Here is a 14705-nt window from a genome sequence, read left to right on the forward strand (position 1 = left end):
ACCATCCGCGCCTGAGCGACGACGGCGTGCATGACGGGCGCGGCGGCCCGGACCAAGGTCCCGTGTGACGACGCGGGGAGAGGACAAGAGCTGTGGCACAGGCGACCGGCGGGGATTCCTCCGTGGTCCGGCGGATCAATTCCGCGGCGACCCTGCGTGCGTTGCGCGGCGGCGAGGTGCTGACGGTGACAGCCCTGATGGAGGCCACCGGTCTGTCCCGACCCACCGTCGAGGGCGTCGTCGACGGTCTGCTCGCCGAGGGCCTGGTCGTGGAGACCACCACCGCCGAGGGCGAGGACGGCAGCCGTCCGCGCGGCCGTCCCGCCCGGCGCTTCCGGTTCCACGCGGAGGCCGGCCACCTGCTCGGCATCGACGTCGGCGTACACCGCATCCGGGTCGTCCTCGCCGACCTCGGCGGCACCATCATCGGCCGCTCCGCCCGCACCGTCGAGGAGGGCTGCGAGGCCGAGGACCGCCTGGAACGGGTCCGCGCCACGGTCAGCGAGACCCTGCGGCGAGCCCAGGTCTCGCGCAATTCGCTCTGGGGCGTGGGCGTCGGCACCCCCGGCATCGTGGACACCGAGGGTGTGGTCACCCTGTCCTCGGCGATGCCCGGCTGGACCGGCCTGGACCTCGGCGGCCGGCTGGGCCGCTCGTTCAGCTGTCCGGTCCAGGTGGAGAACGACGCCAACCTGGCCGCGATCGGCGAGCGCTGGAAGGGCGTGGCGGTCGGCTCCGACGACATCGTCTACGTGATGGCCGGCCTCAGTCCCGGCGCCGGCTCGTTCATCAACGGTCGGCTGCACCGCGGCTTCGGCGGCGCGGCCGGCGAGATCGGCGCGCTGCACCTGCTCGGCCGCCAGGTCACCCCGGAGAACCTGCTCTCTACCACCGGCACCCCCCTGCCGCCGCTGGACGAAGCGGCGGTCGGCGAGGTGTTCCGGCACGCGGCCGAGGGCGACCGCACCGCGGGCGAGGCGGTGGACCGCTTCGTCCAACGCCTGATCCACGACGTCACCGCGCTGGTCCTGGCCCTCGACCCGGAGATCGTGGTGATCGGCGGCTGGGCGGCCGGCCTCGCCGACGCCGTACCGCCCCTGACCGCCGAGCTGCAACGCCTGTGCCTGCGCATGCCGCGCGTCGAACTGTCCGCCCTCGGCGCCGACGGCGTGGCCCTGGGCGCCGTCCGCGTGGCCCTCGACCGCGCCGAACACCGCCTCTTCGCCGTCGAACACACCGGCTCGGCACGGGCCTAGAACCCGTCGGCACGCCCCCGACGCGGCACAAGCACCCGGCAGACACCCGGCCTGCGTACACCCACCTACCCCGCGTGCCCACCCGCCCACGGGTCGGGGCCGTCCACCACATGCTCGCCGACCACCCGGCCGGTCATCGGCCGTCCGCGATCCCGACGTGCACGCCGTGCAGGCTGGGGGTGTCCAGCTCGTCGAGCAGCCCGATGGCGAAGTCGGGGTAGGAGACCCGGCTTTCGGCGTCACCGTCGGCCCGCCGCCACACACCGGTGCGCGTACCGGCGTGATCGAAGTCCCCGGCCGGGCTCAACACGACCCAGTCCGGCCCGCCGCCCACCTCGCGCAGCACCGCGTTGCCCGCCCCATGCGCCAGGTAGAACTGCCGGTACTCCTGCGGATATCCCGCCGTGTCCATCAGCAGCACGCCGGACGCCGTCGGCAACACCGAGGCCAGCCCCACCCACACCAGTCGCCGCACGCCCGCCCGATCCAGCCCGTCGCGCAGCGCCCGCACGGCGCGCGTGAAGAAGTCCGCCGTCGGCGCCGCCGGGTCGTACACCGCCGCGATCGCCCCGTCGTGACCCGCCGCGAGTTCGGCCACCGCGTCCGCGTCCGTCACGTCACCGGCGACCACCCGCACCCGCTCCCCGGCCAGGTCCCCGTACTTCGCCGGATCACGCACCACCGCGGTCACCCCGTGCCCACGCCGCAGCGCCTCCGCGATCGCGGCCCGACCGGTGCGACCACCCGCGCCGAAGACGATGATCTCGCTCATCGAAAACACCCCCGTATCCCCGGGTCGATCCCTGTGTCGACCACCGCCGCGCACGCTATCCGGGGTCGTGGTTACCTCCTGGATACCGACTACGGTGGACGCATGAGCGAGGCCACGAGGGAACTCACGGGAGAACCACTGCGCGCGGACATGTTCGACCCGGTCTGCCCGTCGAACCTGTCCCCGATCCGGTTCGGCGACAAGTGGGCGGGGATGATCATCCGCTGCCTGGAGGGTGGCCCGCGCCGCTTCTCCGAGTTGCGCGTCCCGATGCACGGCGTCACCGCGAAGGTGCTCACCCAGTCCCTGCGCGCGCTCGAACGCGACGGCCTGATCAGCCGCACCGCGTCCGAGACCCCGGTCCGCCGGGTGACCTACGCCCTCACCCCGCTGGGCCGCGGCATGCTGGTCCCGATGGCCGCCGCCTGCGAGTGGGCCGCGGCCCACTGGGACGAACTCCTGGACGCCCGCGAGGCGTCGACGAACCTGGACCGCACAGCCTGAAAACGGCGCGGGCCCGGGGCCGTACCACCCGAGCCCGCCTCCGCCTACCGCGTCTGCGTCACCTTCGCCAGCGCCCGCGGCGCATCCGGGTCGCATCCGCGCCCCAGCGCGATCTCGCGCGCGAGCAGTTGCAGCGGCAGGATCTCCAGGATCGGCGACACCTCCTCGGCCACCCCGCCCGGCAACACGAAGCCCCGCCCGTACTCGGCCACCGGCTCGGCCGCGCCGACCACGAACAGGTCCGCGCCGCACTCGCGCAGCCGGTCCAGCACCGGCCGCAGCGCCCGGCCGCCCGCACCCTCCGGCGCCACCGCCAGTACCGGCCAGCCCCGGTCCACGATCGCGAGCGGCCCGTGCATGAGGTCCGCGCCGGAGAACGCCTGGGCGCCGATGTAGCTGGTCTCCATGATCTTCAACGCCGCCTCGCACGCGGTCGGATACCCGTAGCCGCGCGCGGTCGCCACGAGCCGGTCCGCGAACCGGTACCGCTCGGCCGGCGCCTCGATCTCCGCCTGGCGAGCCAGGATCGCCCGAGCCGCGGCGGGCAACCCCAGAGCCGCCTCGCCCGTACCGCCCCGGATGTGGTCCACGAGCAGGAACAGCGTGAGCAGTTCGGCCGTGTACGTCTTGGTCGCGGGCAGCGCGAGTTCGGGGCCCGCCAGTACGTCCAGGTGCAGGTCGGACTCCTGTGCGAGCACCGAATCGGCGTTGTTGGTCACCGCGAGGGTGAACGCGCCGTCCTCGCGGGCCTGTCGAGCGGAGGCGATCAGGTCCGGCGAACCCCCCGACTGACTCACCGTCACGACCAGGCAGTCGGCCAGCCGTTGCCGGGCACGGTACGCGGTCGTGGTGGACATCGAGGTGAGCCCGGCGGGCAGGCCGAGCAGGACCTCGGTGAGATAGCGCGCGTACAGCCCGGCGTTGTCGGACGTCCCGCGCCCGGTGAACAGCACGAACTTCGGGTCGCGGGCCCGGATCGCGGCCGCGGCGGCCCGGATCGGCCCGAGCCCGTCGGCCAGGATCCGCGCCAACCCCTCGGGCTGCGCCGCGATCTCACGGGCCATCACCGACCCGGGCACGGGGGAATCGAGCATGCGGGTGCTACCTCCGGACTGCGGCGACCCGCCCCGGAACGACCTCCGGCGCGGTGTCCCGACGGTATCCACCGCGCCGAGCACCGGGCAATATTGGTCTAGACCACTATCGAAGGCCGCCGAAAGCGACACGAAAGGCAAACGAAAGGCGGGCACGCGCTCCGCGCATGCCCGCCACTTCCGCCCGATCCGGCTACGCGTTCTCGCGTGCCCGCCCGGCGACGACCCCGTCCAGGTCGGCCTTGCTCAGGTCCACCGTGCGCACCGGCACCACCGTCGCCTCGCGTCGCGCGTTCCGCCTGGCCCGCAGCCACACACCCGGCATCGCGCCGAGCATGCGCACCTTGGCCACCGGTACCGCCAGCACGGCCCGCACCCGCTCCCGGGGCCCGTCCGTCCAGGCCAACCACCCCGGCCGGGTCCGCCCCGCGAGCAGACCGAGCACGATCGCCGCACCCACCGCGATCAGGTGCTCACGGCCGGCGAGGTTGGGCAGGATGATCGACTCCAGGACCATCGACCCGCCGGTGATGGTGAAGAGTATGGGCGCGCGGTGGATGATCGACAGATACGTGAACAGGCCCACCACGGCCGCCGACGGACCGGTGTCCAGCACGTGCGCCGCCGAGGACGGCAGGCCGAGCGCGTGGTCCGGACCGATCGCGATCATGATCCGGGCGCCCATCGTGCCCGCGAGCGTGGTCACGTAGGCGACCATCAGCGTGCGGCCCGCGCCGAGCGAGAGCTGGGCGATCGCGAACGCCAGGAAGAGCTGGGTGATGCCGGCCCACACCGGCAGGTTCAGCGCGGGCACGAACAGCGAGATCGGCGTGCGCAGCAGCGCCAACCACAGCGGCAGGTCGGCACTGACCCCACCGACGAGTCGGACCACGGTCTTGCCGGCCGGGGTCTGCCCGACCGCGTGGAAGAAGATCACCGCCGAACTGGCCACCACGGCGAGCGCGAGGCCCTTGCCGCGGCTGCGCCACAACTGGCGCACCGGGTCGGCCACGATGCCGCGCCACTCGCCACACAACGTCCGCCACAGGAACAGGAGCAGCTGCCACGGAGCGGACCACAACACGCCGCGGACACCGCCGCGGTCCACCTTCGAGGGGGTCGTCGTCTCGCCGGTCGTCTCCGCCGCGTCGGGCCGCCGTGACTCGATGAGGGTGCCCGCAGGAGCGGACCCGCCGGCGGCGACGTCGTCGCCGTCGTCCCGGCGATCGTCGAGAACGCGCAACACTGCTGATCAACCCCCAACGACTCGTCGAGTCCGACAGCACCGGACCCGAGCCGGTGGTGATGTGGTGTTCACCACGCCCTGCCCTCTGCTGCGTCATCGTAGGACGAGGACACGACACACCGGTCGGGTGGGTTGACGCAGGGCGGGCGCTCCGCGGTTGCGACAGATTCCGGTCGACCGGGCGATGCGGGGGTGCGGGGGTGCTGAACCGCTTTTCCGTCTCAAAGATTACCGACTTTCGCCGCCGGCCACTGTCAACCGAATCGATGACATGACCGGGTCGGCGTCATCATCTGGTCGTACGTTGTGTCTCCTCTCCCCCTCCCACCTGCACTGATGCGGAACGCACGACTTCGGTACCGCCGGAATCGGCCGACCCCTCCCGTCGGTTGGCCGGCCCGCGCCGGTAGCGGAATCACCCAACTCGGGCCCACACGTGGCGAAACCGCCCGAACGCGGAGGGTGAAATCCGCAGTCGGACGGTCTCGTCGACGGTCGGTGGCGCGAGTCTGTGGGAGCGGGGGTGACATCTTGCCCAGCCGACACTCAGGAATTGCCCAGCCTTTGCCCAGCTCCACCCGATCGGCGGCCGGCCCGGGCCGCGCCCGCGCCCTCAGGCCCCGTTCAGCGCCTCCGTGGGTGGCAGTCGCGCCGCGCGTCCGGCCGGGTACAACCCCGCCAGTGCGCCGATCGCCACCGATGCCGCGACGCCGCCCAGGATGGCCGGCCACGGCAGCACCAACGGCCACCCCTTCGCATGCGCGTACCCACTCGTCACGATCAGCCCGAGCAGCACGCCGGCCACCCCGCCGAGGCCGGACAGGGTCACCGCCTCGGTCAGGAACTGGAGGCGGATCTGCCCGCGCCCGGCGCCCAGCGCACGCCGCAGACCGATCTCCTGGCGGCGCTCCAGTACGGAGATGACCATCGTGTTGGCCACCCCGACCCCGCCGACCAGCAGTGCCACCGCGCCGAGTCCGACGAACAGGCCCGTGAAGGTGTTCTTGGCGGCCAACTGCGCCTCCAGCGCGTCCGACGGACGGCTCACCTTGACCGCGCCGGGATCGGCCGGGTTGGCCGTCGCCGCCAGCACGTCGCGGACATTGTTGACCGCGTTCTCGTCGGAGCGCTCGTAGATCCGGGTCGGGTGCCCGTCGAAGCCGAGCAGGTCCTTGGCACCCTGCCAGCCGACCAGCGCGGAGCGGTCCACCTCGGGGGCCAGCGGCACCGGCTTCAGCACGCCGATCACGGTGAACCAGCGGTCGCCGATCCACACCTGCCGGTTCGGCCCGTCGACCCCGAGCAGTTCCGCCGCCCGTGCGCCGAGCACGACCGTGGGGTAGCGGGAGGTGGCCGCGTTGAACCACTGCCCCTTGCCGACCCGGCCGCCGATCGTGCCGAGCAGATCCTCGCGGGCCGCCGCGACGGTGATGCCCTTGGTCTCGCGCGGGTCGATCCGATCGGTGCGGCGTACACTCCGGCCCTCGAGCTGGGCGGTCGCGCTCGCCGAGGTCACCGGACCGATCCGGCGCACCATGTCCACGGCCTCCTCGGGCAGTTGCAACCGGTTGCCGAACATGTTCTCGCCCGGTCCGACCGAGAGCATGTTCGTGCCCAGGCTGCGGATCTGGTCCATCAACCGGGCCTGGCTGGCCGCGCCGATGCCCAGGACGGCGACCATCGCGGCGATCCCGATGGCGATGCCCAGACCGGACAGGATCGCGCGCATCGGCCGACCGCGCACGCCGAGCAGGCCGACCCGGACCACGTCGACCGGACCGAGCCGGGCGGTGTCCGGCAGCGGGACGAGTGTGGACCGGGGACCCCGGTCCCGACCGAGGATCACCATCCCGCCACCCCCGCCGGCTGGGCGGTCGGCGCACCGCTGTCCGCGTGGATGCGGCCGTCCAGGATCTCCACCCGGCGGGGCAGCGACCGGGCGATGCCCGGGTCGTGCGTGATCACCACGATCGTGGTGCCGTCCGCGTGCAGTTCGTGCAGCAGCCGCATCACCGTCGCGCCGGAGCGCGAATCCAGCGCACCGGTCGGCTCGTCCGCCAGGACCAGTGCGGGACGGGCCACCAGGGCGCGGGCGATGGCCACCCGCTGCCGCTCGCCGCCGGACAACTCCCGCGGCACGTGGTCGAGTCGACCGCCCAGGCCCACCCGGGCCAGTGCCTCCGCCGCGCGTTCGCGCCGCTCACGGACCGGAATCCCGTGGTAGTAGAGACCGTTGGCGACGTTGTCGACGGCGGTGAAGTGTTCGGTGAGGAAGAACTGTTGGAACACGAAGCCGATCCAGTTCGCCCGCACACCGGAGAGTTGACGATCCGTCAAGCCGGCGATGTCGTGCCCGAGCAGGCGCACCACACCCTCGGTCGGCCGATCCAGGGTGCCCATCAGTTGCAGCATCGTCGACTTGCCGGACCCGGACGGTCCCACCACCGCGAGCAGTTCGCCCGCCTCGATGGTCAGATTCGCGTCGATCAGGGCATGCACGCCACCCGGGTAGGACCGGCCGACGCCGTCGAGTTCGATCACGGGCGCCGCGCCGCCGGGGCCGGCGGCCGGGGTCGACTCGGCCTCGCCCGGCGAGCTTTTGCGGTACCTCCTCATGCCTTGGGTACCCCGACCTTCAGTCCCTCGGTCACGCCGTCGCCGGTGACCTCGACGCGTCCGCCCGCGAACATGCCGAGTTCGACCTTCAACAGCCGGGTGCCGCCGTCGGGTTCGACCGCCTCGACGCCGTAGCCGCCCTCGGCAAGGGCGAGCAGCGCGTTGACCGGGACGGTGAGCACACCCTTCTTCTCCTTGCCGGTGAACCCGACGGTGACCGGCGCGCCGTCCAACGTGCCCGCGTCCTTGGGCTGGTCGAGCGCGATGTCGACCGGGATGGTGGCCTTGTCGCCGCCCGACGGCGCGCCCGGGGACTGATCGCCCTCCTTGGCCACCGTGCCGACCTGGGTGATCGTGCCGCTCGCGGTCTTGCCGCCGGGCAGGGTGACCTGGACCTTGGCGCCCTTGGTGGCGAGCGTCTGCTTGTTCACCGGCAGGTTCACGGTGACCCGGCGGCCGGTGCCGCTCGCCTTGAGCAGGGGTCCCTGCGAACTCGCGCCGAGCGTGGCGTTGACCTCGCCGACCCGGACCGAGTCGGGCAGCACCACCGCGTCGCCGGGATCGAACCGGCCGGTCTGCTTGTGGCCCATGTCCTTCTGCCACTTCTTCAGCGCGCCGGCGGTCGCGTCGGTGAACTTCTCGTCCACAGTGAACCCGCCGTAGCCCAGCGCCTGGAGGTTCTGCTCCAGTTCGCGGACATCCACACCCTTGTCGACGCCGACCGACAACGCCCGCCAGAACGGCGTCTCGCCGTAGAACAGCGGCACCTTGGTCCCGTCCCGGCCGTAGACGCGATCACCGCGCACGAGGGTGTCGCCGACGCCGGGGAGCCAGGTGATGGTGCCGGGGCCGGGGTTGTTGCCGCCGTCGGGGGGTGCGTTGCCGGTGCCGGGTGAATTCCCGGTGCCGGGAGCGTTGCCGCCGCCGGTTGCGGAGCCTCCACCTCCACCTGAGGTCGAGCCTGTGCCGGGGCCCTTGCCCGTGCCCGGGTTGGCGCCGGGGTTGTTGCCCGTGCCCGCGTTCTGGCCGGAGCCGCCCGTCCCGCCCTGCGGCTTGTTGGCACCGCCGCCCGGCGCCTCCGGGTCCGCGCCGGGCGGCGCCGCGTTCACCGAGTAGGTGCCCGCGAAGCCGAGCTTGCCGTCCACGTTCTGCCGGTCGACCAGATCGGCGCGGGTCACCGGTACGGCGTCCAGTTTCGTGCGGTTCGCGGATGCGTCGGAGCCATCACCGCCGTCGGACAGCAGTACCGCCGCCGCGCCGCCCGCCGAGGCCAGGACCAGCGCCGCCGCCAGTGCGCGCCGCCGCCGGCGCCGGCGCCGCTCGCGCGGGTACGCCGTGCGATCCGGGGCCGGCGGCTGCGACGTGCTCTCCTCCTCGAACTGCTGCGGGGTGTCGATCGAAACCACGAGGCGGCCCCTACTTCTGCTTCTCGAACGGCGGGACCTTCTTGCTGCATATCTCGATCGCCTTCATGACCTTGTCGTCACTCCCGTCGATCGTCACCGCGGCGGCCCCACCGCCGTCGTCCATGTTCTCCACGCCGTTCTCCCGCATGCAGGCCGCGCGCTTGGCCTGCCACTCCTTGTACTTGGGGTCGTTGGGGTCGAAGTCCAGCTTGGGCTGGAACTTCTCGCACGCCTTCATCGCGTTCTCGGTCTTGCCCATGTCGCCGTTCATGGTCATCGCCGGCATCCGCATCGCGCCGCCCTCGCCCTGCTCCGGGTCGGGCATGTCGATGCCGTTCTCGCGCATGCAACTCGCGAACTTGACCATTTGCTCGTAGCGCGCCTTGGCGTCGTCCTTGCCGGCGCCCGGCTGACCGCCCGCCTTCTGGTCCTTGCCGGCGCTGCCGCCGCCCGAGGCCACCTTGTTCTTCGCCGACCCGCCGTCGTCGCCCCCGCACCCGGCCGTGGTCAAGGCGAGGCCGCCCACCAGAACCATGCAGGCCGCCCACCGCAACACCAGGGGCCGTCCCGATCCCGTGCGCCCGAACCTCGTCATCACTGCCGCTCCCGCCTGTGATCCCGCCGCCGTCCGGCCCGATGGTCCGGACGTCCGGTCGCACGTACCGCCCACGGCGTCGTGGACGGGATGTGTGCGACAGCAGGTCTACGTGGCGGCGGGTTTCCCGGCCGTCACCCGAATTGGTTATCCGGAGCTAACACGGGGTCGCGTATAAACGGTGGGGGCCGACTCGAAGTCGCCCATTTCCCCCCATCGGCCCCGAAGCGGAGCGACGAAACCTTGCGAGTCCTGGTGACCGAGGACGAGGAACTGCTGGCCGACCTGGTGGCCCGAGGGCTGCGTCGGGCGGCGATCGCGGTCGATGTGGCGTACGACGGCGAGAGCGCGTTGGAGCGGCTGGCGGTCAACGACTACGACGTACTCGTACTCGACCGCGACCTGCCCGGCACACACGGTGACGAGGTCTGCCGGCGGGTGGTGGCCGGGCGGCTGCGTACCCGGATCCTGATGCTGACCGCCGCCGGGACCGTGCCCGAGCGGGTGGCCGGGCTGCGCCTCGGCGCCGACGACTACCTGCCCAAGCCGTTCGAGTTCGCCGAACTCCTGGCGCGCGTACAGGCGTTGGGGCGTCGGGCGACACCGGCGGTGCCGCCGGTGCTGGAGAAGCACGGCATCGTGCTGGACAGCGCGCGGCGCCAAGTCACCCGCGACGGCGAGTACGTTCGACTCGCACACAAGGAATTCGCCGTGCTGGCCACGCTGATGGCGGCCGACGGCGCGGTGGTCAGCGCCGAGGAACTGCTGGAGCGGGTCTGGGACGAGAACATCGACCCCTTCTCCAACACCGTGCGGGTGACCATGTCGAAGCTGCGGGCCAAGCTCGGCGACCCCCAGGTGATCCGGACCGTACCCGGCTCGGGGTACCTGATATGAACGGTGTGGTGGCGGCGCGCGGCCTTGCGGGCGATCTGCGACTGCTCCGGCGGGCGGTGTTCCGGCGGCCGTCGGCGCGGGCGCGACTGGCGTTGATGTACGGCGGCATGTCGCTGGTGGTCGGGACGGTGCTGTTGGGCATCGTGTACTGGTTCGTCGATCAGCGTGTGTCGCAGCGGCTGCCGACGGCGATGGCCAGGACGTTGTCGCTCGACGCCTCGGGCGACGTGGCCACGTTCGGCCCGGCCGCCCCCGTACAGGCCGCACCGGCACAGCCGGCCGAACCGGGGGCGTACGCCCAGTACGCGCTGCCCCTGGAGCGAATTCGCCGGGCCAGCTCGGTCGGTCAGGAGGTGACGATGAGCCAACTGCTGACCGTACTCGGCGCCGCCCTGCTCCTCCTCGCGGCGGCCTCGATCCTGGTCGGGTGGTGGATGTCGGGCCGCGTACTGCGCCCGGTGCACGGCATCACCGCGACGGCGCGCCGGTTGTCCGAGCACAACCTGCACGAGCGGATCGCAATGCCGGGGCCGGACGACGAACTCAAGGAACTCGCCGACACGTTCGACGGGATGCTGGATCGGCTGGAGAAATCCTTCGACAGCCGGCGGTTGTTCGTCGCCAACGCCTCACACGAATTGCGCACCCCACTCACGATCCAGCGCACGGCGATCGAGATCGGCCTCGCCGATCCGCACTCGCCGGCGGACATCGTCGAGACCCGCGAACACCTGCTGGCGCTGAACCGGCGCACGGAGCGGCTGATCGACGGCCTGCTGAACCTGGCGGTGAGCGAGCGCGGGAGCATCCGGGTGTCGCCGGTCGCGCTGGACGAACTGACCGCCGACGTCCTGCGCCAAACCCGCCCGGCGGCCGAGCGGGCAGGGGTCCGGGTGGACGCGAACCTGGCCGCGAGCACGGTCGCCGGCGACCCCCTGCTCCTCCGCCAACTGGTCACCAATCTCATCGAAAACGCGGTCCGTCACAACCACGCGGGCGGCTTCATTACGATCGGCGTCTCCCCCGGCTCGTTCCGAATCCGCAACACCGGCCCGGTGATCCCCGCCACCCGCATCCCCGACCTCTTCGAACCCTTCCACCGCTTCGGCCCCAACCGCACCGGCTCCGCCAAGGGCTCCGGCCTGGGCTTGTCCATAGTCCAGGCCATAGCCCACGCCCACGCAGCCCGAATCACCACACAAGCCAACCAACACGGCGGCCTGTCGATAGCAATAGCCCTCCCCGCACCCCACAAAAACCCAACAAACCCAATAAACCCAACCCAAGAAGCCACCCCGGCAATCGCCAGGGTCGCCACCGCGGCGGGATCCGCGGTGACCGCCGGGTCCAGGGCCGACCGGTCGGAACCGGGGCGGTAACCCCGTCCAGAGTCGGAACGCGCACGCCGTCGCCGAACGTCCCGCATGCCCTGTGGGTTCGCGCATTCGGCCCGTACGCAGACGGACCCACCTTCCGGCCGCAGACACGCCATGGTCCTGGGCGACCGCTGGCTGCCGGCATTCTCCGGCGTCGGAAGGTTTTCGGCGTCACCCCGACAGGACGATCGAGGCGGCGTCTCCGGGTGGGCCGATGCGCACGCGATCCTGGCCACCGACCTCGAATCGGGCGGCGCCCCGATGGCCGGCCCCGACACCATCGCCGGCACCGAGATCCGGGTGGACGGCGGCACGCACGCCTGACGGCCCACGCGTCGGCTCAGCCGTCCACGCCCACGCGCCGCGCCACCGCCGCCGGCAGGGGGTACAACTTCTCCGGCGGCAACAGGCGCTGCGCCTGCGCGACCCGCCCGTCCTTCACCAATCCCGCCAACCGCCTTACCAGCGGCGTCAGATCGGTGATCCCGACGACCCACTCCTCGTTGAACGTCCGGATCAATCCGCGCCCGATCCCCACCTGAATGCTGTAGTGATTCAGCGCCGCACCACGCAACGACCGCTCCGGATCCCACTGCACATGCACATCGGCGCCCGCCACCGACCCTTCGGTCGACACCGCCCGCGCCAGCGCCTCCTCGAACCCGGCCCGAGTCATCCGCACGGCCAACACCCGTTCCTGGCCCGCCTTGCGCCCCCAGTCACTACGGTGCATCAGCCAGCGAAACGACGGCTTGACCCAGGTCATCCGCCCGAACGAGAACGGCGCCACGAACCGTCCCTCCCGCAAAGCCGGTTCGGCGATGGCCGGCGCATACGCCTGGTACACCACCAACGAGCGCGCATCGAAGTCGGCCCGAATCTGACGCAACATCACCATGCCCCGACACGCTGCCGGCCCCACCCTCCCCCGGCCACGCATTTTCCCCATCCAACCCGATGTGCCATCTCTCACTACAACCTCGCGGCACCGCAAAGCGTCGTACCGATCCGAAAGCCGGCCGAATCGGCGGATCCCGACAACTCACCGTCACTCTGTGGATCGCAACGACGACTCTCTGTCGCACCAGTGGAAATGCAAGGATCCGACACCCATTGCGGGTGTCCCAGGCGACTGGTTGCCTTCCCTTCGCCCGGTGATCCCGGCGACACGAGGAGTGCATCCATGACCCGAAGGAAACCCGTCCCCAGCCCCCGTCGACTCTCCGCACTCGCCGCCGGCCTCGTCGCCGGTGTTCTGGCCTGCGGCACGTTGACCGCGTCGGCCTCCGCCGAACCCATGGCCGGAGGCCCCACCAACCTCCGGATGAGCCCCACCCCGGTCAACGGGTCGGCGGGGACGTGCGGCTACATCGGCACCATCGGCTCCACAAGCACGCTCGACCTGTTCGCGACGGTCGGCGAGGCCAACGGTCCGCTGACCGGTGCCCACTTCGAACTGCACGAGGTCGGCAACGGTGATCCGACCACGTTCGACAGCGGCTGGGTCTCGAAGTCGTACGGCACCCACGAGGCGCAGGCGTACATCCCGGCCACCCTGCTCACCGACGGCAAGACCTACGCCTGGACCGTCGAGTCGGGCCTGGCCGGCGCCCCCGACCCGGACCGCGCCGCCGGCTGCACGTTCACCTACGACGCCACCGCCGCACTCCCACCGACCGTCATCAGCACCGACTTCCCGGCCAACGGCGGCGGCAAATACGCCGGCCAGGCAGGGGTGTTCGTCTTCGGCACCGGATCCGACACCGACGTGACCGCCGTCGAATACTCCCTCAACGGCACCATCCCCGTCGGCGGAGCCACACGAGCCGTCTACGACACGGCCTCCGGCACCTGGCGCACCCCGCCCCTCACGGTGGCGCAATGGGGAACCAACCACCTCTACGCCCAAACGGTGGACCGCGCCGGCAACCGCTCGCAACAAACGACCTACACGTTCTACGCCCCCAGCGATCCCAACCCACCCGCGCCGAAACCCGGCGACATCTCCGGTGACGGCAAGATCGACGTGCTCAGCGTCGACCCGACCGGAGCCCTGCGGTTCCACAGCGCGGGAGACGACCCGGCAGCGGGTGGCAGGGTCGCCTCCTCGAACATCCACGGCCCGATGAGCGACGACACGTGGACCGGCGCCCTGGTCAGCCACCGTGGCGGTGGTTCACGCGCGGACAACCTGTACGCCTTCAACGGCACGGGCATCTCGATGTATCGCAACACGTCGAACCCGGCCAACGGCTACTTCCAGCGGGGTCAGAAGTCGGTGGTCAACCGGCCTTCCCGTTGCGCGGACCCCACCCAGTCCGATGGCAAGTGCGTCGGCTACGCGCCGACCTGGGCTCGGGTCGGGCAACTCGTGGCCGCCGGCGACGTGGACGGCGTCGCGGTGGGTGAACTCGGCGTATCCTCCAACGATTTGTTCACCATCGAAGACGACGGCGCCGGGAACGCACGCCTCTTGCTGTTCATCGGCGGTGTGAGCTCCAGCTCCTTCGACCACGCCATCCCCATCGGCCCCGCCACCCGGCAGAACCAGGACATCATGGTCCCGGGCGATGTCACCGGCGACGGACTGCCCGAGCTGTGGGTCCGTGACCGCACCAACGGCAACGTGTACCAATACGCCTCCGTGAAGAAGGCCGACGGCACCGCCGACCTCGACGCCTACACCGCCACGCCGACGCTGATCGGTACCGGCTTCGACACCACCGCCTACCCCCAGGTCTCCACCGACGGCGACTTCGACGGCGACGGCAAGGCCGACCTGTGGGCCCGCACCCCCAGTGGCAACGTCTACACCTTCCAGGGCCAGGCCCCCGATGCCACCGGCAACACCTTCGGTCCGGCGCAACTGATCGCCGGCAACTGACCCACGATCGGGGCCGCCTCCAATCACGGAGGCGGCCCCTCCAGGTCGGCGACGCCCAG

14 protein-coding genes are annotated in these 14705 nt (G+C 71.4%); 6 read left to right on the forward strand and 8 right to left on the reverse strand.

Going from position 1 to position 14705, the window contains the following annotated elements; all coding sequences use genetic code 11:
* Positions 1-92 precede the first annotated feature (92 nt).
* Positions 93-1256, forward strand: a complete 1164-nt coding sequence (locus tag ACFXKZ_RS41990) for an ROK family transcriptional regulator (protein ID WP_380009907.1) — start codon at positions 93-95, stop codon at positions 1254-1256.
* A 133-nt stretch (positions 1257-1389) separates the two neighbouring features.
* On the opposite strand, the gene ACFXKZ_RS41995 is transcribed toward ACFXKZ_RS41990, so the two are convergent.
* A complete protein-coding gene (locus ACFXKZ_RS41995) occupies positions 1390-2028 on the reverse strand; it encodes an NAD(P)-dependent oxidoreductase (RefSeq protein ID WP_380009910.1) in 639 nt (212 codons plus the stop codon).
* 102 nt (positions 2029-2130) lie between these two features.
* Here ACFXKZ_RS41995 and ACFXKZ_RS42000 point away from each other — a divergent pair, with 102 nt between their 5' ends.
* Complete coding sequence (locus ACFXKZ_RS42000; protein ID WP_380009913.1) at positions 2131-2532, forward strand: winged helix-turn-helix transcriptional regulator; 402 nt, start codon at positions 2131-2133, stop codon at positions 2530-2532.
* 44 nt (positions 2533-2576) lie between these two features.
* Here the strand turns inward: ACFXKZ_RS42000 and ACFXKZ_RS42005 are convergent, their stop codons facing one another.
* The 6 genes from ACFXKZ_RS42005 to ACFXKZ_RS42030 all read right to left on the reverse strand — a co-directional run bounded on the left by ACFXKZ_RS42005 (position 2577) and on the right by ACFXKZ_RS42030 (position 9489).
* Positions 2577-3626 (reverse strand): SIS domain-containing protein, encoded by a 1050-nt coding sequence (locus ACFXKZ_RS42005; protein WP_380009916.1) that lies wholly within the window; start codon positions 3624-3626, stop codon positions 2577-2579.
* A gap of 193 nt (positions 3627-3819) precedes the next feature.
* Positions 3820-4872 carry a hypothetical protein gene (locus ACFXKZ_RS42010; protein WP_380009918.1) on the reverse strand — a complete coding sequence of 351 codons (1053 nt, stop codon included), beginning with the start codon at positions 4870-4872 and terminating at the stop codon, positions 3820-3822.
* 613 nt (positions 4873-5485) lie between these two features.
* Positions 5486-6721, reverse strand: coding sequence for an ABC transporter permease (locus ACFXKZ_RS42015; RefSeq protein ID WP_380009921.1), 1236 nt, complete (start codon positions 6719-6721; stop codon positions 5486-5488).
* On the reverse strand, positions 6715-7488 hold the full coding sequence (locus ACFXKZ_RS42020; RefSeq protein WP_380009924.1) for an ABC transporter ATP-binding protein: 774 nt from the start codon (positions 7486-7488) through the stop codon (positions 6715-6717). The genes ACFXKZ_RS42015 and ACFXKZ_RS42020 overlap by 7 nt, the downstream gene beginning before the upstream one ends.
* Positions 7485-8894, reverse strand: a complete 1410-nt coding sequence (locus ACFXKZ_RS42025) for a peptidoglycan-binding protein (protein WP_380009927.1) — start codon at positions 8892-8894, stop codon at positions 7485-7487. The genes ACFXKZ_RS42020 and ACFXKZ_RS42025 overlap by 4 nt, the downstream gene beginning before the upstream one ends.
* A gap of 10 nt (positions 8895-8904) precedes the next feature.
* Positions 8905-9489: a hypothetical protein gene (locus ACFXKZ_RS42030; RefSeq protein WP_380009930.1), complete on the reverse strand. Its 585-nt coding sequence runs from the start codon at positions 9487-9489 to the stop codon at positions 8905-8907.
* A 243-nt stretch (positions 9490-9732) separates the two neighbouring features.
* On the opposite strand from ACFXKZ_RS42030, the gene ACFXKZ_RS42035 reads away from it, so the two are divergent.
* The 3 genes from ACFXKZ_RS42035 to ACFXKZ_RS42045 all read left to right on the forward strand — a co-directional run bounded on the left by ACFXKZ_RS42035 (position 9733) and on the right by ACFXKZ_RS42045 (position 12086).
* Positions 9733-10386, forward strand: a complete 654-nt coding sequence (locus ACFXKZ_RS42035; protein ID WP_380009933.1) for a response regulator transcription factor — start codon at positions 9733-9735, stop codon at positions 10384-10386.
* A complete protein-coding gene (locus tag ACFXKZ_RS42040) occupies positions 10383-11765 on the forward strand; it encodes a sensor histidine kinase (RefSeq protein WP_380009936.1) in 1383 nt (460 codons plus the stop codon). The genes ACFXKZ_RS42035 and ACFXKZ_RS42040 overlap by 4 nt, the downstream gene beginning before the upstream one ends.
* Positions 11766-11876: 111 nt before the next feature.
* Positions 11877-12086 (forward strand): hypothetical protein, encoded by a 210-nt coding sequence (locus ACFXKZ_RS42045; RefSeq protein WP_380009939.1) that lies wholly within the window; start codon positions 11877-11879, stop codon positions 12084-12086.
* Positions 12087-12102: 16 nt separating this feature from the next.
* Here ACFXKZ_RS42045 and ACFXKZ_RS42050 read toward each other — a convergent pair whose 3' ends face one another.
* Positions 12103-12660 (reverse strand): DUF4291 domain-containing protein, encoded by a 558-nt coding sequence (locus tag ACFXKZ_RS42050; protein ID WP_380009942.1) that lies wholly within the window; start codon positions 12658-12660, stop codon positions 12103-12105.
* A 285-nt stretch (positions 12661-12945) separates the two neighbouring features.
* Here ACFXKZ_RS42050 and ACFXKZ_RS42055 point away from each other — a divergent pair, with 285 nt between their 5' ends.
* The gene (locus tag ACFXKZ_RS42055; RefSeq protein WP_380009945.1) at positions 12946-14646 is read left to right on the forward strand and encodes a hypothetical protein; all 1701 of its coding nucleotides are present in this window, start codon (positions 12946-12948) and stop codon (positions 14644-14646) included.
* The last annotated feature ends 59 nt before the right edge of the window (positions 14647-14705 follow it).

This window comes from Embleya sp. NPDC059237, from assembly GCF_042754105.1.
GTDB lineage: Bacteria > Actinomycetota > Actinomycetes > Streptomycetales > Streptomycetaceae > Embleya.

What these genes read in the sequence shown, in the direction of transcription:
- ACFXKZ_RS42005 (WP_380009916.1), bottom strand. Translation starts at nt 3,626, where the DNA reads ATGCTCGATTCCCCCGTGCCCGGGTCGGTGATGGCCCGTGAGATCGCG.
- ACFXKZ_RS42045 (WP_380009939.1), top strand. Translation starts at nt 11,877, where the DNA reads ATGGTCCTGGGCGACCGCTGGCTGCCGGCATTCTCCGGCGTCGGAAGG.
- ACFXKZ_RS41995 (WP_380009910.1), bottom strand. Translation starts at nt 2,028, where the DNA reads ATGAGCGAGATCATCGTCTTCGGCGCGGGTGGTCGCACCGGTCGGGCC.
- ACFXKZ_RS42015 (WP_380009921.1), bottom strand. Translation starts at nt 6,721, where the DNA reads ATGGTGATCCTCGGTCGGGACCGGGGTCCCCGGTCCACACTCGTCCCG.
- ACFXKZ_RS42050 (WP_380009942.1), bottom strand. Translation starts at nt 12,660, where the DNA reads ATGGTGATGTTGCGTCAGATTCGGGCCGACTTCGATGCGCGCTCGTTG.
- ACFXKZ_RS42030 (WP_380009930.1), bottom strand. Translation starts at nt 9,489, where the DNA reads ATGACGAGGTTCGGGCGCACGGGATCGGGACGGCCCCTGGTGTTGCGG.
- ACFXKZ_RS42000 (WP_380009913.1), top strand. Translation starts at nt 2,131, where the DNA reads ATGAGCGAGGCCACGAGGGAACTCACGGGAGAACCACTGCGCGCGGAC.
- ACFXKZ_RS42020 (WP_380009924.1), bottom strand. Translation starts at nt 7,488, where the DNA reads ATGAGGAGGTACCGCAAAAGCTCGCCGGGCGAGGCCGAGTCGACCCCG.
- ACFXKZ_RS42055 (WP_380009945.1), top strand. Translation starts at nt 12,946, where the DNA reads ATGACCCGAAGGAAACCCGTCCCCAGCCCCCGTCGACTCTCCGCACTC.
- ACFXKZ_RS42040 (WP_380009936.1), top strand. Translation starts at nt 10,383, where the DNA reads ATGAACGGTGTGGTGGCGGCGCGCGGCCTTGCGGGCGATCTGCGACTG.